This window comes from Roseomonas gilardii (assembly GCF_001941945.1).
Lineage (GTDB): Bacteria > Pseudomonadota > Alphaproteobacteria > Acetobacterales > Acetobacteraceae > Roseomonas.
This window is the reverse complement of sequence record NZ_CP015583.1, coordinates 1,916,209-1,935,719: the sequence shown is the minus strand read 5'-3', so window position 1 is coordinate 1,935,719 and position 19,511 is coordinate 1,916,209. Positions and strand designations below refer to the sequence as shown.

The window sequence follows — 19,511 nt, the reverse complement described above, 5'->3', positions numbered from 1 at the left end:
AACCTCAGCCGAGGAAGATCAGCGCCATCATCAGGAGCCAGACGACCAGCCCGCCCCAGAAGACCATGCTCTGCCCCAGGAATTCGCGCGGCATCATGGCGCGTACAAGGGCCAGGCCGCTCACGGCGCTGTCGGCGGCCTTGGGAATGGGGGATTCGACGGGAGTGGCGGCGGCGCTGGCGGCCACCTCCTCGGGCTCCGGCACGCCGATATTGGCGGCGAAGCGGTCGAAGAACTGGTCGGCCATCTGCTTGGCGGTGCTGTCCACCAGCCGGGCGCCGAGTTGGGCCATCTTGCCGCCGACCTGCGCCTTCACGGCATAGCGCAGCAGGGTGACGGCGTCGGTCACCTCCTCCAGCTTCACATCGGCGCCGCCCTTGGCGAAGCCCATGGCGCCGCCATTGCCCTCGCCGCTGATGGTGTAGGATTCCGGGGCGTTGATGTTGGTCAGGCTGACCTTGCCGCTGAACTTCGCCGCCATCGGGCCGATGCGCACCGCGACGCGGGCGGTGTAGCCGCCCTCCGGCGTCCGCTCCAGCGACTCGCAGCCGGGGATCGCGGCCTTCAGCGCCTCCGGGTCGTTCAGGGCATCCCAGACCCGTTGGCGCGGCGCCTCGATCCGCCGTTCACCGGTCATTTCCATTTGGGCGTCTCCATCGCGGGAATCACTGCAGGTCGGAAGCTTGATCGCGGCACAGCCTAGGGGGCGGGTCCCGGAGGGGGAAGACGGGGGGCGGGACGGAATCCGTCCGGATTTCGGCGGCCCTGGTCTTGGTGTAGAGCGGCAAAGCCGGCAATCTGTTGTGTGGGAATATTTCCCACATATCTTTCTACTGGATGGAATGCAGACCCCATGGACCCGAAAGCGATGCGCCGCCGCCAGGTGACCTCCCTCCTGCTCGGCTCGCTGGCCGTGCTGCCGGCCCTGGCCGCGCGGCCGGCCGGGGCACAGCAGGGGCCGCAGCGGCCGCTGCCGGCCGAGCCGCTGACGATCATCACCCGTGACGGCAAGCGCCATGTCTTCAACGTGGAGATGGCCACCGATACCGAGCAGCAGCGCATCGGGCTGATGTTCCGCCAGCGCGTGGCGCCGGATGGCGGGATGCTGTTCGACTGGGGACGGCCGATGCAGAGCGGCATGTGGATGCGCAACACCATCACCTCGCTCGACATGATCTTCATCAAGCAGGACGGCACCGTCGACCGCATCGCCGAGCGCACGGTGCCGCGCAGCGAAGCGGTCATCCAGAGCAATGGCCCGGTCCGGGCGACGCTGGAACTGGCGGCCGGGACCGCCGAGCGCCTGGGTATCCGCGTGGGCGACAAGGTGGAGCAGCGCATCTTCGGCAACGGCTGAGACGGGCCGGGACCGGGAGCGGGAGCGGGAGCGGGGGGACGCAAACCTTTCCGCCCCGGCGCCGTTGGCCCCGCACAGGCCGGCCGTCATGGTCCGCCGGAACGAGAGCCGCCGCACCGGGGCCCCATGCGGGGTGGATGTGGCGGCCCCCTGCAAGGAGAAGCCCGCTTGCGCCGAAACCTCGCCACCTTCGCGATCCTGGGCCTGATGGCCGCGCCGCTGCTGGCAGCGCCCACCTGGGCTCAGTCCACCCCGCGCGACACCTCGAACAGCGGCAGCAGCAGCGTGGGGAAGGGCACCGCCAGCAGCCCGGCGGTGACGCCGCCCCGCGGCGGCTCCACCCCGCGCGACAATTCCGGCAGCGGCAGCAGCCGGATCGGGCATGGCAGTGCCCAAAGTCCGGCGGTGACGCCATCCCAGCCCGGTGCGACGCCGCGAGACGAATCGGGTAGCGGTTCCTCCGCCCGAGGCGGCCCGGGCACCGGCCCAGTGCGCTGAACCGGTGCGCTGAACCGAAGCACTGAATCGGGGCGCGCGAGGTCAGAGGGGCAGGATCAGGGTTTCGCCGAAAGCGGGAACGCGGAAGGCCGATTCCGGCAGGCCGGAGGCTGCGCGGGCAGCCTCCATGCCCTTCACGGGCGCATCGAAAGTCTCCCGCGTCAGGCGGAATGTGCCGAAATGCATGGCGATGGCCGTTCCGATCCGCAGGTCAGAGCGGGCCTGGACGGCCTCCGTCGGGTCCACATGCACCACGTGCATGAACCAGCGAGGCACGAAGGCACCGATCGGGACCAGCCCGACGGCGAAGGGTCCCAGCCGGGCGCCGATCTCGGCCAGATGCGGGCCATAGGCGGTGTCGCCGCAGAAGATCAGCCGCCGGCCTTCCCTCGTCCGCACCGCGAAGCCGCCCCAGAGCATCCGCCCGCCGTCGAACGGTGTACGGGCGGAGAAATGTTTCATCGGCAGGTAGGTGGCCGTGGCCCCGCCGGGCAGCGGTGTTTCCTGCCACCAGTCGAGTTCCACCGCCCCTGGCACGCCCTTGCGGGCCAGATAGGCGCCGTTGCCCAGCCCCGTGACGATCGGCACGGGGCTCAGCCGGCGCAGGGTCGGCAGGTCCATGTGGTCGTAGTGGTTGTGGCTGAGCAGCACCGCATCGACCGGTGGTAGCTTCTCCAGCGGGATCGCCGGGGGACGGACCCGCTTCGGCCCGGCGAAGGCGAAGGGGCTGCAACGCTCGCTCCAGACGGGATCGGTCAGCAGGGTCGGGCCGCCGGCGAAACGCAGCAGGAAGCTGCTGTGGCCGATGAAGGTGACCGCCACATGGCCGGACGGCGGCTCGGCCGGGGGCGGCTGCGGCGGGTCCTCGACCCGTTCCGGCCAGGGCGGTCCGGCGGGCTCGCGCGACAGGCGCCAGAGCGCGCCCCGCGACTGCCCGGCGCGCGTGCCATCGGGGTTGAGGAAGCGCCCCTTCACCCGCTGCGCCCCTCGGGGCAATCCCGGGGGCGGACCGTCACCACGCGGGTCTTCCGGGACATCCCCTGGCGCGGTCATGCCGGCAGGGCGTGCCCCAGGCGGCCGGCAAGGTCGGTGACAAACTGCCAGGCGACGCGGCCCGAGCGGCTGCCGCGCGTGACCTGCCACTCCTTGGCCTGGGCGTGCAGCTCCTCGCGCGGCAGGTCGAGACCCAGCGCCTCGGCATAGCCGTCCACCATGGCCAGGAAGGTCGGCTGGTCGCAGTTGTGGAAGCCGATCCAGAGGCCGAAGCGGTCGGACAGGCTGACCTTCTCCTCCACCGCCTCGGCCGGGTTGATCGCGGTGGAGCGCTCGTTCTCGATCATGTCGCGCGGCATCAGGTGCCGGCGGTTGGAGGTGGCGTAGAAGAGCACATTGGCCGGGCGCCCCTCGATGCCGCCGTCGAGCACGGATTTCAGCGCCTTGTAGTCCGCGTCCTCTCGCTCGAAGGAGAGGTCGTCGCAGAAGACCAGGCAGCGGCGCGGCTGGGCGCGCAGGATGTTCAGCAGATCCGGCAGGGTGCGGATGTCCTCCCGCTGGATCTCGATCAGCACCAGGCTGCCCGGCCTTTCCCGGTTCGCGGCGGCATGGGCGGCCTTGACCAGCGAGGACTTGCCCATGCCCCGGGCGCCCCAGAGCATGGCGTTGTTGGCGGGCAACCCCCGGGCGAAGCGGCCGGTGTTCTCCAGCAGCAGCGCCTTCTGCGCCTCGACGCCCTGGAGGAGGGAGGCATCGACCGCGGCCACGCTGGGCACGGGGGCGAGGCGCGGCTCGGGGGAGGGGTGCCAGACGAAGGCATCGGCGCCTTCCAGCGCGGGCGGGGCGGGGGAGGCGGGGGCCAGGCGCTCCAGCGCCTCGGCGATCCGGAGCAGGGCCGGCAGAAGTTCGGACACTTGGACGGGACTCGTTTTGCTGCGAAGGACAGTGATGATGGGGTCGGCCCGCAAGGATGGGTTGACGGGCGGGGGGTGAAGGCTAGGTTCCGCCCCCATCCATCGCAAGCCGGGAAACTCCAACCCTCATGCTCGTCTCCACCGCCTACGCGCAAGACATCGCCGGGAGTTCCGGCGCCGCCGGAATCGTGATGCAGCTCGCCCCGATGCTGCTGATCTTCGTGGTCTTCTACTTCCTGCTGATCCGCCCCCAGCAGCGCAAGGCCAAGGACCACCGCAACATGCTCCAGTCGCTGAAGCGGAATGACCGCGTCGTGACCGCGGGCGGCATCGTGGGCGTGATCACCAAGGTCAAGGAAGGCACGGACGAGGTGGAGGTCGAGATCGCCCCCAATGTCCGCGTCAACGTGCTGCGCGGCACGATCGGCAGCGTGGTGCGGCCCACCGCAGCCAACGACACCGCCGTGGCCAAGGGCTGAGGCGGGAGCCACCCGGGGGCCAGGCCTCCGGAGCGGACGTGAAAAAGGGGGAGCGCCAGCGATGGCGTTCCCCCTTTTCCTGTTTCCGGGCAGCGCCATCAGGGCCGCCCGGACGCGGGTCAGGCCGACTGGCCGGACTTCAGGCCCTTGTCGAGCAGGCTGGCGACGAATTCCCAGTTCACCAGCTTGTCGAGGAAGTTGGACAGGTAGTCCGGGCGGCGGTTGCGGAAGTCCAGGTAGTAGGAGTGCTCCCAGACATCCACGCCGAGCAGGGGCGTACCCTCGCCGGTGGAGATCGGGTTGGCGCCGTTCGGGGTCTTGGTGATCTTCAGCTTGCCCGAGGCATCCTGGATCAGCCAGGCCCAGCCGGAGCCGAACTGGCCGACGCCGGCCGCCTTGAAGTCGTCCTTGAACTTCTGCAGGCCGCCGAGGTCGCTGTCGATCTTCGTCTGCAGCGCGCCCGGCAGCTTGTCGCCGCCGCCATCGGGCGACATCACCTGCCAGAACAGGATGTGGTTCCAGTGCTGGCCGGCCTGGTTCAGCACGGGCTGGCTGTCGGCGCCGCCCTTGCCGGCCTGGGCGACGATCTCTTCCAGGCTCTTGCCGGCGAGGCCCTTGCTCTCGATGAGGCCGTTCAGGGCGGTGACATAGGCCTGGTGGTGCTTGCCGTGATGCAGCTCCAGCGTCTCCTGGCACATGCCGCGGGCGGCGAGCGCGCCGGGATCATAGGGCAGAGGCGGAAGGCTGAAGGCCATGAGAGGTCTCCCCAATGTTGAAACCGGCGGGAAGGTGGGCGGCTCCCCGTGAGGCGTCAACCTTGCGGGGCGGGCTTTGCGGCGCCAGAAGGCGGCCGATGGCTGAATTGTCGGAGATCGGCGCGATCGCGCGCCGCAGCGACCCGGATCGCTTCCTTTGCGCGCTCTTCGCGCCGCCGGAGAAGCGCGAGGCGCTGTTCACGCTGATCGCCTTCAACAACGAGCTCGCCCGCGCCCGCGAGGTGGCGAGCCAGCCGATGATGGCGCTGATCCGCCTGCAATGGTGGCGCGATTCGCTGGACGAGATGGCGGCGGGCCGGCCGGCGCGGCGGCACGAGGTGGCGGGGCCGCTGCACGCGCTCGTCACCGCCGGGGTGCTGGATGCGGCGGATCTCCAGGCGATGGTGGATGCGCGGGAGGCCGAGGCCGAGGAGATCGAGAGCCGGGGCGCCTTCGAGAGCTATCTGCGCGGCTCGGCCGGGGGGTTCTCCGTGGCGGCGGGGCGGCTGCTGGGGGCGCCGCCGGCCCTGCTGCCGGCGCTGCAATCGGCGGGCGCCGGCTATGGGCTGGCCGGGGTGCTGCGGACCCTGCCTCTCCAGGCGCGGCAGGGGCGCAACCTGCTGCCGGTGGAGATGCTGGCCGAGGCGGGTGGCGAGGCCGAGGGCATCGCACCCGATGCCCCCGCCGTGATCGCGGTAGCACGGCGGCTGGCGGCGGAGGCCCTCCCGGTTCTGGAGCAGGCGCGGGCAGCCCTGCGAGGCCTGCCGAAGACGGCTATCGCCGCCGCCCTGCCGCTGGTCCTGGCGCGGCGGGACCTGGGGCGGATCGCCGGCGGGGCGGACCTTGCCCAGGCGCCCGGGCCGCGCGGCGGCTTGGACCGGCTCGCGGTGGCCTGGGCCGGGCTGCGCGGGCGGGTCTAGGACGGGGCCGGTTCAGACGCCGCGCTGGAGCTGGGCCACGTAGGAGCGGTTCCAGCAGGGGCTGATCAACACCTCGTTCAGCACCACATGCGGCGGCAGGCAGGCGACGTAGCGGATCAGGTCGCCGCAATCCTCCGGCTGCACCATGCGGGCACGCTCCTCGGCGCTGACGGGCCGGGGCCGCTTGTCGAGGATGGGGGTGGCGACCTCGCCGGGGCAGATCACCGTGGAGCGGATGCCGTGGATGCATTCCTCCATGTTCAGGCTGTGGCTCATCGCCACGACCCCGTGCTTGGCGGCGGTATAGGCCGGGCCGCTGAGCGGGCTGACGAAGCGCCCGGCGAAGGAGGCGGTGTGGATCAGTACCCCGCCGCCCCGTGCCCGCAGAAAGGGCAGGGCCACGGTCACGCAGTAGAAGGCGCTGCCGAGATTGGCCGCGATCACCGATTGTGCCCCGGCAGGGGTCAGCCGGCCCCAGTCGCGTTCGGTGATGTTGAGCCCGGCATTGTTCACCAGGATGTCGAGCGCCCCGCCACGGGCCTGGATGGCCTGTCCCACCCGTTCCACGGCCACGGGGTCGGTCAGGTCCGCAGCCTGGACCTCCGCCTTGCCGCCCGAGGCGCGGATACGGCTGGCGACATCCTCCAGCGGCGCCGGCCGCCTGCCGGTGAGGAGGATCTCGGCCCCTTCTTCCGCCAGGGCGAGGGCCGCCGCCTTACCGATGCCGCTGCCGGCCCCCGTCACCCAGGCCACCTGGCCAGCCAGCCTGCCTGCCATCCCGCTCTCCCTCCCTCTGTTGAACGGAAAGGAGTGTGGGGCCGCCGCGCGCCGCCTGGGAACAGGTGGCGCGGAGTCGGGGGGTCAGGCCCGCTTGCGCTTCGCCTTCGGCGCCGGCAGCAGGGGCGCCAGGAAGTGGCCCGTGTGGCTGTCCGGGTTGGCCGCGACCTGTTCCGGCGTGCCCTCCGCGACGATGCGGCCGCCGCCCTCGCCACCCTCGGGCCCGAGATCGAGCAGCCAGTCGGCGGTCTTGATGACCTCCAGGTTGTGCTCGATCACCAGCACCGTGTTGCCCTGCTTCACCAGTGCCTGGAGCAGTTCCAGCAGCTTGCGCACATCCTCGAAATGCAGGCCGGTGGTCGGCTCGTCGAGGATGTAGAGGGTGCGGCCGGTGGCGCGGCGGGACAGTTCCTTGGCCAGCTTGATGCGCTGCGCCTCGCCGCCCGAGAGCGTCGTCGCCTGCTGGCCGAGATGGATGTAGCCGAGGCCGACCTCGCGCAGCACCACCAGCTTGTCGCGGATGGCGGGCACGGCGGAGAAGAACTCGCAGCCCTCGTCCACCGTCATTTCCAGAACGTCGGCGATGGACTTGTCGCGGAAGCGGACCTCCAGCGTCTCACGGTTGTAGCGCTTGCCCTTGCAGGTGTCGCAGGTGACGTAGACGTCCGGCAGGAAGTGCATCTCGATCTTGAGCACGCCGTCGCCCTGGCAGGCCTCGCAGCGGCCGCCCTTCACGTTGAAGGAGAAGCGGCCCGGCTTGTAGCCGCGCGCCCGGGACTCCGGCAGTTCCGAGAACCAGTCCCGGATCGGCGCGAAGAGGCCGGTATAGGTGGCCGGGTTGGAGCGGGGCGTGCGGCCGATCGGGGACTGGTCGATATCGATGATCTTGTCGAGGTATTCCAGACCCTCGATCCGGTCGTGCGGGGCGGGGACGGTGCCGGAACCCATCAGGCGCCGCGCCACGGCCTTGTAGAGCGTCTCGATCACCAGCGTGGACTTGCCGCCGCCGGAAACGCCGGTGACGCAGGTGAAGGTGCCGAGCGGGATCTCGGCGCTCACGTCCTTCAGGTTGTTGCCGCGCGCGCCGACGACCCGGAGCATCTTCTCCGGGTCGGGCCGGCGGCGCTCGGCGGGCGCCTCGATGCGCTGGCGGCCGGAGAGATAGGCTCCGGTGACACTGTCGGGGTTGGCCGCGACCTCCTCGGGCGTGCCCTGGGCGATGACGTTGCCGCCGCCCTTGCCGGCGGCCGGGCCGATATCGATCAGATGGTCGGCGGCGCGGATGGCGTCCTCGTCATGCTCCACCACCAGCACGGTGTTGCCGAGGTCGCGCAGCCGCCGCAGCGTGGTGAGCAGGCGCTCGTTGTCCCGCTGGTGCAGGCCGATCGAAGGCTCGTCCAGCACGTAGAGCACGCCGGTCAGGCCGGAGCCGATCTGCGAGGCGAGGCGGATGCGCTGGCTCTCGCCGCCCGAAAGGGTCGCGGAGGAGCGGGAAAGGCTGAGATAGTCCAGCCCCACATCCACCAGGAAGCGCAGGCGCTCGTTGATCTCGCGCAGGATGCGGCCGGCGATCTCCTGGCGCTGCACGGTCAGGGTGCCGTGCACATTGGCGAACCATTCCATGGCCTTGCGGATCGACAGCTCGCTGGCCTGGGCGATGTGGAGGCCGGCGACCTTCACCGCCAGAGCCTCGGGCTTCAGGCGCGCGCCCTGGCAGGCCTTGCAGGGGCGGTCGGCCTTGTAGCGCTCCAGGTCCTCCCGCACCCAGGGGTTGTCCGTCTCGCGCAGGCGGCGCTCCAGGTTGGGGAGGACGCCCTCGAAGGGCTTCTTCACCTCGTAGGCGCGCAGCCCGTCCTTGTAGCGGAGCGTCACCACCTCGCCGCCCGTGCCGTGCAGGATGCCCTTGCGCACGGCGGCCGGAAGCTCGGTCCAGGGGGTCTTCATCGAGACCTTGAAGTGCTTCGCCAGGCTTTCCAGCGTCTGGTCATAATAGGCCGAGGAGGAGCCGCCGGCCCAGGGCGCCACGGCCCCCTCGGCCAACGGGCGCAGGTCGTCGGGCACCACCAGGGCGGGGTCGAAATAGCTCTCCGTGCCCAGCCCGTCACAGACCGGGCAGGCACCCTGGGGCGAGTTGAAGGAGAAGAGCCGGGGCTCGATCTCCTCGATGGTGAAGCCGCTCTCCGGGCAGGCGAAGCGGGAGGAGAAGACGGTGCGCTCGCCGCTGTCGGCATCCTCCGCATAGGCGACGCCGTCGGCCAGGCCCAGCGCCGTCTCGAAGCTGTCGGCGAGGCGGCTCTCCATGCCGGGGCGGACCACGATGCGGTCCACCACGGCCTCGATGTCGTGCTTGCGCTTCTTGTCGAGGTTCGGCGCCTCCTCCAGCCGGTAGAGGGTGCCGTTGATCTTGGCGCGCTCGAAGCCGCGGCGCTGGAGCTCGGCCAGTTCCTTCTTCCACTCGCCCTTCTTGCCGCGGGCGATGGGCGCCAGGATCAGCAGGCGCTTGCCCTCGCCCATGCCGAGCACCCGGTCCACCATCATGGAGACGGTCTGCGCCTCGATCGGCAGGCCGGTCGCGGGGGAATAGGGCACGCCGACCCGCGCCCAGAGCAGGCGCATGTAGTCGTGGATCTCGGTGACCGTGCCGACCGTGGAGCGCGGGTTGTGCGAGGTGGTCTTCTGTTCGATCGAGATGGCCGGGGACAGTCCCTCGATGCTGTCCACGTCCGGCTTGCCCATGAGCTGGAGGAACTGCCGGGCATAGGCCGACAGGCTCTCCACATAGCGCCGCTGCCCCTCGGCATAGATTGTGTCGAAGGCGAGCGAGGACTTCCCCGAGCCGGACAGGCCGGTGATGACCGTCAGCGTGTCCTTCGGGATGTCGAGGTCGACATTCTTGAGGTTGTGCTGCCGCGCGCCCCGGACCCGGATGGCCGGGCCCTGTACCGGCCTGAACGCGGCGTGGCCCTCGCCATGGCCTTCCCTGGAACCCGGCGCGCCGGACGGCTTCGTCACGCCCGCCCGGGAGGGGGCGGCGGTGGCGGCATCGGCAGTGGCGAGGTCGGTGTCGCGGGAGGCGGCCATGCTGGTGTCCTGGGCTGTGTCCTGGCCGGAGGCGGTGCGGCGGCCGGGACGGCGGGTCCGGGAGGGGGACCGGGGAGGAAGACTGTCGGGCAAAGCGGATGGGTCCCTGAAGGTTCCCGCGGAACATGCTGTGAGCGGCGGATTATGGCAGGGTTTGCCGGTCAGTTCACATTGTGTTCTTGCAACCGTGATACCATATCCACGCCGTGGGTGGGGGTCGCCGCAGGGCGCCTCCGCCCGCTTTCCGGGCGAAATTCCCCTGGGGGTGGCGAGCGCGGCTTCCCTTGGGTAAGTTCGCCCGACCCTGTCGGCCGTGCCGCACGGGGCGATACGAGTCGGCCCGGTGTCCTGTCCCACCCGTCCCCTGGCCGGGGCGATGGAGAGGCCCGATGCCAGGCAAGAGGTGGATGAATGGCCGGCAGCGTCAACAAGGTGATCCTGGTGGGCAATCTGGGGCGCGACCCCGAGGTCCGCAACTTCCAGAACGGTGGCAAGGTGGTGAACCTGCGCATCGCCACCAGCGAGACCTTCAAGGACCGCGAGGGGAACCGCCAGGAGCGGACCGAGTGGCACTCCGTGGCGATCTTCAACGAGCGCCTGGGCGAGGTGGCCGAGAAGTACCTGCGCAAGGGCTCCACGGTCTATATCGAGGGCAAGCTCGAGACCCGGAAGTGGCAGGACAAGGACGGCCAGGACCGTTACACCACCGAGATCGTGCTGCGGAACTTCGGCGGCGAGCTGACCATGATCGGCGGCCGCGCCGGCGGCGGCGAGGGTGGTGAGGGCGGCGGCTATTCCGGTGGCGGTGGCGGTGGCTTCGGGGGTGGTGGCCGCTCCGGCGGCGGCGACCGTGGCGGCTTCGGCAGTGGCTCCCAGGGGGGCAGTTCCCCGGGCGGCGGTTCCGGCAGCCGCTCACCGTCGCGCGGCGGCGGCGGTGGTGGCGGCTGGGATGCGCCCAAGGGCGACCTGGACGACGATATCCCGTTCTGAGGCCCGACCCGATTTCCGGCCCGAGACTTTTCTAGGATGACAGCGTGAGCGAGACCGAGGACGGCGCCGGCAACGGCGGGGATGAGAATGGCGCGGGCATTCCGCTGAGCGGGACGCCCGTCGCGCTCGAGGAGGAGATGCGCCGCTCCTACCTCGACTATGCGATGAGCGTGATCGTCTCGCGCGCCCTGCCGGATGCGCGGGACGGGCTGAAGCCCGTGCACCGGCGCATCCTCTTCGCCATGCACGAGGCGGGCTACACGCCCGACAAGCCGCACCGTAAGTCGGCCCGCGTGGTCGGTGACGTGATGGGTGTCTATCACCCGCATGGCGACGCGGCGATCTATGACGCCATGGTCCGCATGGCGCAGCCCTTCTCGATGCGGCTGCCGCTGATCGACGGCCAGGGCAATTTCGGCTCCATCGACGGCGATCCGCCGGCGGCGATGCGTTACACCGAAGCGCGGCTGGCGAAGTCCGCCGCCGCGCTGCTGGCCGGGATCGACGAGGACACGGTCGATTTCCAGCCGAACTACGACGAGAGTGCCCAGGAGCCGCGTGTGCTCCCGGCGGCCTTCCCGAACCTGCTGGTCAACGGCGCCAACGGCATCGCCGTCGGCATGGCGACGAACATCCCGACGCACAATGCGGGCGAGATCATCGACGCCACGCTGGCGATGATCCGCGAGCCGGATATCTCGCTGGAGGAGCTGATCCGGATCGTCCCCGGGCCGGACTTCCCGACCGGCGGGCTGATCCTGGGCCGCGCCGGCATCCGCTCCGCCTATGAGACCGGCAAGGGCGGCATCCCGCTGCGCGCCCGCACCGCGATCGAGGAACTGCGCGGCAACCGCAATGCCATCGTGGTCACGGAGATCCCCTACCAGGTCAACAAGACCACGCTGTTGGAGCGCATCGCGGAGCTGGTCCGCTCCAAGCAGGTGGAAGGCATTTCCGACCTGCGCGACGAGAGCGACCGCTCTGGCATGCGCATCGTGATCGAGCTGCGGCGCGAGGCGACGCCGGAGGTGGTGCTGAACCAGCTCTACCGCTTCACGCAGCTGCAGATCTCCTTCGCTGCGAACATCCTGGCGCTGGACAAGGGCCGACCGCGGCAGATGGGGCTGAAGGACGCGCTGCGGGCCTTCATCGACTTCCGCGAGGAGGTGATCCTCCGCCGCTCGCGCCACCGCCTGAACAAGGCGCGCGAGCGCGGCCACCTGCTGATCGGCCTGGCGATCGCCGTCGCCAATATCGACGAAGTGATCCGCCTGATCCGCCAGAGCCCCGACGCCAACACGGCGCGCGAGGCGCTGATGGCGCGCGCCTGGCCGGCGGGCGATGTCGGCGCGCTGCTGGCGCTGGTGGATGACAGCGGCAATGTCGTGATCGACGACACGGTCCACCTGACGGAAACGCAGGCACGGGGCATCCTGGAGCTGCGCCTCCAGCGCCTGACCGGCCTGGAGCGCGAGAAGATCATCGCCGAGCTGGACGAGGTCGGCGGCCGGATCCGAGAGCTGCTGGACATCCTGGCCAGCCATGTGCGCCGGCTGGAGCTGATGTCGCAGGAACTCGCCGAGGTCCGCGCCCAGATCGCCACGCCGCGCGTCACCGAGATCGTCGATGGCGTGCTGGACCAGGACGACGAGAGCCTGATCGAGCCGGGTCTCATGGTCGTGACCATGACCCGCGACGGCTATGTCAAGCGCACCACGCTGGAGAGCTTCCGCGCGCAGAACCGCGGCGGGCGCGGGCGTTCCGCCGCCGGGACGCGCGAGGACGACGTGGTGGTGCGTTCCTTCAACGCGCACACGCACCAGTGGGTGCTGTTCTTCACCAGCCGGGGCATGGCCTTCCGCGAGAAGGTCTGGAAGCTGCCGCTCGCCAGCCCGACGGCGCGCGGCCGCTCGCTGCGCCAGCTCCTGCAGTTGCAGCAGGACGAGCAGGTGACGGCGGTGCTGCCGCTGCCGCAGGATGAGGGGCTGTGGGAGAACCTGCACCTCGTCTTCGCCACGGCCAGCGGGAATGTCCGCCGCAACCGGCTGTCGGATTTCCGCAATGTCCGCTCCTCCGGCCTGATCGCCATGAAGCTGGACGAAGGTGACAGCCTGATCGGCGTGCAGACCTGCCGCGAGGGCGACGACGTGATGCTGGCGACCCGCAACGGCCGCTGCATCCGCTTCGTGGCCGAGACGGACACGCTGCGCGTCTTCGCCGGGCGCGACAGCACCGGCGTGCGTGGCATCAGGCTGGCGGATGGCGACGGGGTGATCGCGCTCTCCGTGCTGCGCCATGTCGAGGCGGACAGTGCCGAGCGCGCCGCCTATCTGAAGGCCGCCGCTGCCCGGCGCCGCAACGGTGCCGAGACGGAGGAGGGGGCCGAGGAGGCCGCCTCCCTGGAGGCGCCCGTGGAGGCAGATGAGCCGATGGAGGATGGCGAGGAGGTCGCGCTCTCCGCCGAGCGCTTCGCCGAGCTGGAGGCGGCCGAGGAGCTGCTGCTGGTCGTGACCGACCAGGGCTTCGGCAAGCGTTCCTCCGCCTATGAGTACCGCGTCTCCGGCCGGGCCGGGCAGGGGATCGCCAATATCAGCCTGAGCAAGCGCACGGGGCGCGAGGTCGTGGCGACCTTCCCCGCCAAGCCGGGCGATGATGTCATGCTCGTCACCGACAATGGCCGGCTGATCCGCCTGCCGGTGGATCAGGTGCGTGTCACAGGGAGGACATCCATGGGCGTCACCATGTTGCGCCTGGACGATAACGAACGCGTGACATCCTGCTTCCCCGTGGTGGATGACGGGGAGGGGGAGGATGGCTAGGGCCGCCCGCGCCGAGCGGATCGGCCTCTATCCGGGGACCTTCGACCCGGTCACCAACGGCCACCTGGACGTCATCAGCCGGGCGGCGCGCCTGGTGGACCGGCTGGTCATTGGCGTCGCCGTCAATGTGGGAAAGGGGCCGCTCTTCCCGCTGGAGGAGCGCGTCGAGCTTGTCCAGGCGGAGATGCGGGCGGTGACCGACCGGACCGGCACGCCGATCGACGTGCGCCCCTTCGACAGCCTGCTGATCGGCTTCGCGCGCGAGGTCGGCGCCGGGATGATCGTGCGCGGCCTGCGGGCGGTGTCGGATTTCGACTACGAGTTCCAGATGGCGGGCATGAACCACCGGCTGGACAATGGCATCGAGACGGTGTTTCTGATGGCCAGCGAGCGCAACCAGTTCATTTCCTCGCGTTTCGTGAAGGAAATTGCGCGGCTGGGGGGGGATGTCTCGTCTTTCGTTCCCGCCCTGACGCTCGAACGCACGCTGGCCCGCGTGCGGAATGCCACGGGAGAGTAGTTCCAGATGCGGCGACGCACTCTGCTGACCGCCACGACGTTGATCGCCGGAGGATCCTTGATGAGCGAGAGTACCGAAGCCGCGGCGCCCGCCGACCGCGAGAACATCCTGCTGATGGACCTCAAGGATGGGCGCGTGGTGATCGAGCTGCGCCCCGACCTGGCCCCGAAGCATGTGGAGCGGATCAAGACCCTGGCGCGCCAGGGCTTCTATGACGGTACGCCGTTCCACCGGGTCATCGAGGGCTTCATGGCCCAGGGCGGCGACCCCACCGGCACCGGCACGGGCGGCAGCCCCCTGCCGAACCTGCCGGCCGAGTTCAGCCCGCCGGCCAAGGCGCGCTTCATCCGCGGCACCTGCGGCATGGCCCGGACCCAGGACCCGAACAGCGCGAACAGCCAGTTCTTCATCATGTTCGCCCCGGCCGCCAGCCTGGACGGCCAGTACACGATCTGGGGCCGCGTGATCTCCGGCATGGAGGTCGTGGACAAGATCAAGCGCGGCAGCGGCTCCAGCGGCATGGTGCGGGAGCCCGACAAGCTGATCCGCCTGCGCGTCTCGGCAGATGTGCCGGAAGGCCAGTAAGCCGGCCTGCTGACGGGCGGGGCCACCACGGCCTCGCCCTTCTTTCCGCGCCGGACACAGGCTCCGCGCTCTTCGCGAGACGCGGAGCCTGTGCTATCCGTCCGGCCGACCCTTCTTGGGCGCCTGTAGCTCAGTCGGTAGAGCACGAGACTTTTAATCTTGGGGTCCTGGGTTCGAGCCCCAGCGGGCGCACCAAAAATACTCATCAAAATCAAATATTTATGATGAGATAGCGGGGACCGAACCTTCCGTTTTCTGAGAAACGCCCGGACACTGCCCGGACATTCCGGCCCCCAGGGCGGTGCACTGCCTGTCTTGCATCCTCCCGTCGCGCCCGTGTCCTTTCCGGCAGGGTAGCCCCTCCGCATAGGCTTCGCGGCCCGCCGACGCGTGGTACCTCTCCTTTGGTTTCATGCTGGCCACGTATGTTGAGGCTATCAGCAGCGAAGATCAGTACTTATGGTCCGGCAGCCATATGGCCGAGAGAGCATCATTCATGTGGAAGGCTGTCGCTGTAAGCGTGGCGCTCCTGTTGTGTACTTTATCAAGCCATGCACAATCCCAGCTTAGCGATACAGATTTGCGAGCCTCCTACTGCGCGGGCTTCGCTATTGCAGTGCTAAATGATACACCGACGAAGCTATTTGATTGCTCAGATGATGCCCCCGAATGGTGCAAAGCCATAAATGACGGACAAAGACAGCTATATGAGGGATGGTCCGCATCGCGTCAGAGATTACAGCGCTACCTTATGACGCGTCAGTCCTCCGTTCCTGGTTTTGCCAATCAAGCACTTCCAGCAGTTCGTGCAGGACAATCCGATGCAGCGTTGCTGAAAAAACTATTTTCTCAACTGACTGCGCCATGCGAGGATGATTTGACCTGCATGAAGCAAAAGCTGGATGATCAACGCTATAAGGGGCTAAAGCAGAATTCAGATATGTGTCTTAACCCCAACTGGACACCCTTCTAGGGCTGACCTAAGTGATCTTGACACCCGGCGGTAATGCAAATGCTAATTGCAGCTAAGCCTTTATAAGAGGCCTGCCGCTGCCTCAATTCACCGTTCGGGACGCTTCCAGGGCTTCGAGCCGCCTTGCGATATCAGCCGTCTCAAGCGTCTTCCGCCACGTCTCAACGACCCCCGCCAAATCGGCCGCCTCGGCAGTGGTAAGCTCTCCGTTCGTGACCCCCGCCGAAATCCGCGCCATCGCCTCAACCGCATCGTCAACGGTTTCGAGCTTCGGCATCTCGAATTCCACAACAGCGCCCCTCCGTTCAGGCATGATGCGCTTCATCACGATTTCAGCGGCGCGCATATCGCCGGACTGAGCGGCGGCAACAACCCGCTTGGCCACATCAACTGATCCTTCTTGCAGGATTTTATTGATTGCACGGCGCGCGATCCTGTCGGCGCCCTTCGGCTTACCGCCCGGATTGCCGCTTTGGCCGGGCTGGAACATGTGCGGGGGGTTTTGCTTCGGCGGGGCTGAATTCTCAGCGGCGTTCTGAGAGTCATTCTCGATCATCATTTTCGCGTCCGTTTATAGAGCGGGGTGCATGGTCAGCCCTGTTTATATGCGCGGCTTTTCCCGAGGCGCCAGGATGGGCCAGAAGCGGCCTCCGGAGGCGTCCGGGGGGAGAATATGCCCGGACGGGAGGAAAGGCCCTGGCAAGCGTCCTAGCGGGGCGGAGCGGCAAGTGCGCTGTGTTCCGACGTTCCGACTTAATCCGACTTACCTTTTTAGCAAGTCGGAACGCAAAAACCCTAGGACTTACATTGTTTTTTGAGAGTGTTCCGACTGTTCCGACCTTTTAAGAGATAGAGAGATATATATAGCGCCACACACACTGTCGTCGCGCCCGATCCGTGTGTGTATTTAGAATATAGGTGTCCTTCGCACGAAAATGGTCGGAACGTCGGAACAAAGCAAAGTCAATATCTTACAAAGACCCCTCTTGCGTGGGCCAGCGTGATCGGGCGTGACTAGGCGGGCGGCTGCGGGGGTTCCGACCGCGAAGTCGGGTCAAGCTCGCTGGTATCCTTCCGGCGGCTCCCAAGCCCCGCCAGCCGAGCGCAGAAGCGCCTCGATTCGCCGCCGATGTTCCTCCGGAGTGGGGGTATTGTCCCACGCGCTTTCAGGCGGGGCGGCGTAGTGTTCCGCCATCGCCCTGGCCTCGGCTTCGTCGTGATCGGTGGTGTCGTTGGCTGCCCCGCATGGAATTGGACCATTCGCGGGCTTGACCACAACAGCTTTGACTTGAATGGAGAGGGTGATTGAAGTCCTCTCCGCCCAGGCCGTGATTTCAGCCGGGTTCAAGGCGTAATGGTTTCGCTGGGTTCGAATTGCTCGTCCGGCTCGATGTGGTTTCCGAGGCGGATGGTGTGGTATCGGGCATTGCCAAACCCAGCGACGCGATGCTTTTTGGTAAGGTTCTTCCCGTCGCCCTTCATAAGAATACCGGCTTTGAGGCAAGATTTTGCAACGGCCATTGGCGATCCATTGACCCCACCGCAGAAAACCGGCCACCGCGCAGCGGCAACTAGGTATTCGGTCATCCCGTCCACCACCCGCCTGAAACCAAACATTTCACCTATCCTCTCGCCCCCCGGCGTTCCGTCGCTGGTGATTTCACGGAACCCCAAGCAGTGCAGGCGCAGCAATTCCCCTTTGACGTAATCAGCGTGTTGCAACTCTTCCTTGCTGCCAGCCCCGCCACGATCAGCAAGCCAGCAGCCGAATGCAGCCATCACCGCAGCCTCGGCGGTCCCCGGCGGCCACGGAAGTATCTCTGCCTTGATCGCTTCTTCACCAGCCACGGCAACAATGGCAAAACGCTCGGCTACAGTCACAACCTGATTGTCAGCGCCTTTAGGAGCAAGTTCACCGCGAATTCGGGAAACTCCCCTGCGCAGCCCTTCAATGAAGTCAGGGTTCTCGACGTTTTCAGCTAGATATTTGATCCACGCCAACCCAGCGACGCCGTGGTTTGCGTTGGAGCAACTCACCACCCCAGCCAGGGTGCTTCGAGCCTCGTCGGCTCCGACCCCCTGGAAGCAACCCCCATCCGGAATTGGAATTGATGGACAGCGTGTATCCGCACCGGCATGAAGCCCTCCACCGCCTTGCGCGCGCGCTTTGTCTTCAAGGCTCATCTCCCCGGTGGACAGGAATAGCGCACGCCATTTACGTGTCTCCCTTGCGCTGGCGTCGCTATTGAGCCGTCCTTTCCCACTGCCGTTTGCGGCCATGTACACGGCGTCAGCGATATTGGTGCGCCCCGTCTCCTGCAATTCGTCAAGACAGAGCAGCGTGTCATTAGCCGTTTGGAACCGATGCTCAAGCCCATTCTGCGTTGCGTTCCACGAATGCAGCCCAAGCCCGTTCTCAGGCTTCCCCCACACGCTCGCTGCTAGCTGTAGAGCCGTTGTCTTGCCTGATTGAGACTGCCCATAGATGTGGAATCCGCCGCCGTGCATTTCTAAAGGGCGAAGCAGCGGTCCAGCGAACGCGGCCGACATGAAGAATATGCCGAGCGAATTCCCCGGTATCAGTTTGGCAACGCCGTTCTTCCAGTCTTCCAGTGATCCGGACGCGGTAAAGCCGTCTGCGCTTCTGAGGCGCTGATCAAGGTACAGTTTCTCGTCGCCGCCACCGACTGTGGTGCCGCCCGGCATCATGAAGGCATTGCCGTGCCAGCCGGGGCCAGGGACCAAGCGTAACCGGGCTTCACACTCAACCCGCGACAGTACATCCCTCAACTTGGCGTGCGTCCATTGCCCAGCGAGTTCTAGTCCTTCGGCCGCCAAGCGCGGCTCAAGCTTCCCTGAACCGCTCAAAGTTAGCTCAGGCGTCACAAGGAAGGATTTTTCCTTTTCGTCCGGGTCGATGAATTCGATTAGAGTTGACCAGCCCCCGCCATCACCATCCCGCGCACTTCCACGGACTTTGAACGGCCCGCAAAGCTTGATATCGGAGCCTTCGCTGTCTGAAATCTCGTACAGCCCATCATCCCGCATCTCATAGCCGAGCGGAAACTTAACGAGGTTGTCCTTCTGTTTGTCGTGGACTTCCTTTCGCCTCCGCTGAGTATTTCCTTTAACGATGCGCTCAACTTCCTCGCGGATAGCCTTCTGGGGGACGCCGATTCTTCCCGCCATTTCGCGGATGTCGCTATCGCGCTCGTGCATGGGCATTTTGGCGATTTCGCCAGCCGCAGCCACGATATCCTCGCGCGTCGCCTTGAGCTCCCTGCTCCCCTCGCCGCTGAATTCGTCATCGTCGCGGGGGGCGTTCATGCCAGAGTCAAACCTATCCATGGCCCTTATGACTCCGCGCTTTCGGCAAGTTCGCTGGCGTAGTCGCGAAAGGTCCGGCTATTGAGCCAAGCCTCTATATCTTCGCGGCGATAAGCCACTTTCAGGTCGCCGAGCCGGATATACGGCGGCCCGCTGCCGCGAATTCGTAGGCGGCGCAGTCCATCCCTCGAAAGGCCGAGCAATTCGGCCACCTGCGCCTCGCGCAGCAGCATGGGCACAAGGGGGGTGTCAGTGAGTTCCATCATGAAAAACTCGCGTTTGTGGGGAGCGCGCGTTGAGCCAGCGCGGCAACAGCCACCCATGCGGCAGGGTGCGGCGGCGCCCGGTAAGGTCGGCGGCCCCTTTTCCCCGATGCGGCTCGGGAACACGCGAGCGCCCGTTGTCCCCGGCGGCGGGATTGTCCATGCGGCAGGACTGGCGAACGCCCGTGGGATGGCCCGGCGGCGGCCATTCCGGTATATGGTCCGGGATACCCCGATTTGCCGCAGATAGGCGGGGCTTT

General features: G+C 67.4%; 18 protein-coding genes and 1 tRNA gene. 9 read left to right on the top strand and 10 right to left on the bottom strand.

Translation table 11 applies throughout. The features are described 5' to 3' along the window. Positions 1-4 precede the first annotated feature (4 nt). Complete coding sequence (locus RGI145_RS08755) at positions 5-643, bottom strand: SRPBCC family protein (protein WP_075798051.1); 639 nt, start codon at positions 641-643, stop codon at positions 5-7. 210 nt (positions 644-853) lie between these two features. Here RGI145_RS08755 and RGI145_RS08750 point away from each other — a divergent pair, with 210 nt between their 5' ends. Then, complete coding sequence (locus tag RGI145_RS08750) at positions 854-1,357, top strand: DUF192 domain-containing protein (RefSeq protein WP_075798050.1); 504 nt, start codon at positions 854-856, stop codon at positions 1,355-1,357. 242 nt (positions 1,358-1,599) lie between these two features. On the opposite strand, the gene RGI145_RS25010 is transcribed toward RGI145_RS08750, so the two are convergent. From RGI145_RS25010 to RGI145_RS08740, 3 genes are all read right to left on the bottom strand, one after another. Next, on the bottom strand, positions 1,600-1,839 hold the full coding sequence (locus RGI145_RS25010; RefSeq protein ID WP_156878482.1) for a hypothetical protein: 240 nt from the start codon (positions 1,837-1,839) through the stop codon (positions 1,600-1,602). A gap of 58 nt (positions 1,840-1,897) precedes the next feature. After that, positions 1,898-2,830 (bottom strand): MBL fold metallo-hydrolase, encoded by a 933-nt coding sequence (locus RGI145_RS08745; protein ID WP_083670571.1) that lies wholly within the window; start codon positions 2,828-2,830, stop codon positions 1,898-1,900. A gap of 74 nt (positions 2,831-2,904) precedes the next feature. Beyond that, positions 2,905-3,762, bottom strand: coding sequence for an ATP-binding protein (locus tag RGI145_RS08740; protein ID WP_075798048.1), 858 nt, complete (start codon positions 3,760-3,762; stop codon positions 2,905-2,907). A 128-nt stretch (positions 3,763-3,890) separates the two neighbouring features. Between RGI145_RS08740 and yajC the strand changes: the two genes are divergently transcribed. Beyond that, a complete protein-coding gene (gene yajC, locus RGI145_RS08735; protein WP_075798047.1) occupies positions 3,891-4,241 on the top strand; it encodes a preprotein translocase subunit YajC in 351 nt (116 codons plus the stop codon). Positions 4,242-4,360: 119 nt separating this feature from the next. Here the strand turns inward: yajC and RGI145_RS08730 are convergent, their stop codons facing one another. Further along, entirely contained in the window at positions 4,361-4,996 is a 636-nt protein-coding gene (locus RGI145_RS08730; protein WP_027282434.1) for a superoxide dismutase, read from the bottom strand. Between the two features lie 98 nt (positions 4,997-5,094). Here RGI145_RS08730 and RGI145_RS08725 point away from each other — a divergent pair, with 98 nt between their 5' ends. Next, positions 5,095-5,916 carry a phytoene/squalene synthase family protein gene (locus RGI145_RS08725; RefSeq protein WP_075798046.1) on the top strand — a complete coding sequence of 274 codons (822 nt, stop codon included), beginning with the start codon at positions 5,095-5,097 and terminating at the stop codon, positions 5,914-5,916. A gap of 12 nt (positions 5,917-5,928) precedes the next feature. Here the strand turns inward: RGI145_RS08725 and RGI145_RS08720 are convergent, their stop codons facing one another. Both RGI145_RS08720 and uvrA read right to left on the bottom strand, forming a co-directional pair. Next, positions 5,929-6,693 (bottom strand): SDR family oxidoreductase, encoded by a 765-nt coding sequence (locus tag RGI145_RS08720; RefSeq protein WP_075798045.1) that lies wholly within the window; start codon positions 6,691-6,693, stop codon positions 5,929-5,931. An 84-nt stretch (positions 6,694-6,777) separates the two neighbouring features. After that, positions 6,778-9,774, bottom strand: coding sequence for an excinuclease ABC subunit UvrA (gene uvrA, locus RGI145_RS08715; RefSeq protein ID WP_237183249.1), 2,997 nt, complete (start codon positions 9,772-9,774; stop codon positions 6,778-6,780). A 411-nt stretch (positions 9,775-10,185) separates the two neighbouring features. Between uvrA and ssb the strand changes: the two genes are divergently transcribed. The 6 genes from ssb to RGI145_RS25005 all read left to right on the top strand — a co-directional run bounded on the left by ssb (position 10,186) and on the right by RGI145_RS25005 (position 15,661). Then, positions 10,186-10,764 carry a single-stranded DNA-binding protein gene (ssb, locus tag RGI145_RS08710; protein WP_075798044.1) on the top strand — a complete coding sequence of 193 codons (579 nt, stop codon included), beginning with the start codon at positions 10,186-10,188 and terminating at the stop codon, positions 10,762-10,764. A 137-nt stretch (positions 10,765-10,901) separates the two neighbouring features. Beyond that, entirely contained in the window at positions 10,902-13,583 is a 2,682-nt protein-coding gene (gyrA, locus tag RGI145_RS08705; RefSeq protein ID WP_237183280.1) for a DNA gyrase subunit A, read from the top strand. Further along, positions 13,576-14,103, top strand: coding sequence for a pantetheine-phosphate adenylyltransferase (gene coaD / locus RGI145_RS08700; RefSeq protein ID WP_075798043.1), 528 nt, complete (start codon positions 13,576-13,578; stop codon positions 14,101-14,103). The genes gyrA and coaD overlap by 8 nt, the downstream gene beginning before the upstream one ends. A 60-nt stretch (positions 14,104-14,163) precedes the next feature. Further along, positions 14,164-14,688, top strand: coding sequence for a peptidylprolyl isomerase (locus tag RGI145_RS08695; protein ID WP_075798042.1), 525 nt, complete (start codon positions 14,164-14,166; stop codon positions 14,686-14,688). Positions 14,689-14,807: 119 nt separating this feature from the next. Then, a tRNA-Lys gene (locus tag RGI145_RS08690) sits at positions 14,808-14,883 on the top strand. 301 nt (positions 14,884-15,184) lie between these two features. Then, entirely contained in the window at positions 15,185-15,661 is a 477-nt protein-coding gene (locus RGI145_RS25005; protein ID WP_156878481.1) for a hypothetical protein, read from the top strand. Positions 15,662-15,743: 82 nt separating this feature from the next. Here the strand turns inward: RGI145_RS25005 and RGI145_RS25000 are convergent, their stop codons facing one another. From RGI145_RS25000 to RGI145_RS24995, 3 genes are all read right to left on the bottom strand, one after another. Then, on the bottom strand, positions 15,744-16,220 hold the full coding sequence (locus RGI145_RS25000; RefSeq protein WP_156878480.1) for a DUF5681 domain-containing protein: 477 nt from the start codon (positions 16,218-16,220) through the stop codon (positions 15,744-15,746). A 785-nt stretch (positions 16,221-17,005) separates the two neighbouring features. After that, the gene (locus tag RGI145_RS08680; RefSeq protein ID WP_075798040.1) at positions 17,006-19,009 is read right to left on the bottom strand and encodes a DUF927 domain-containing protein; all 2,004 of its coding nucleotides are present in this window, start codon (positions 19,007-19,009) and stop codon (positions 17,006-17,008) included. Positions 19,010-19,014: 5 nt separating this feature from the next. Next, complete coding sequence (locus RGI145_RS24995; protein ID WP_208863950.1) at positions 19,015-19,254, bottom strand: helix-turn-helix transcriptional regulator; 240 nt, start codon at positions 19,252-19,254, stop codon at positions 19,015-19,017. Positions 19,255-19,511: the final 257 nt, after the last annotated feature.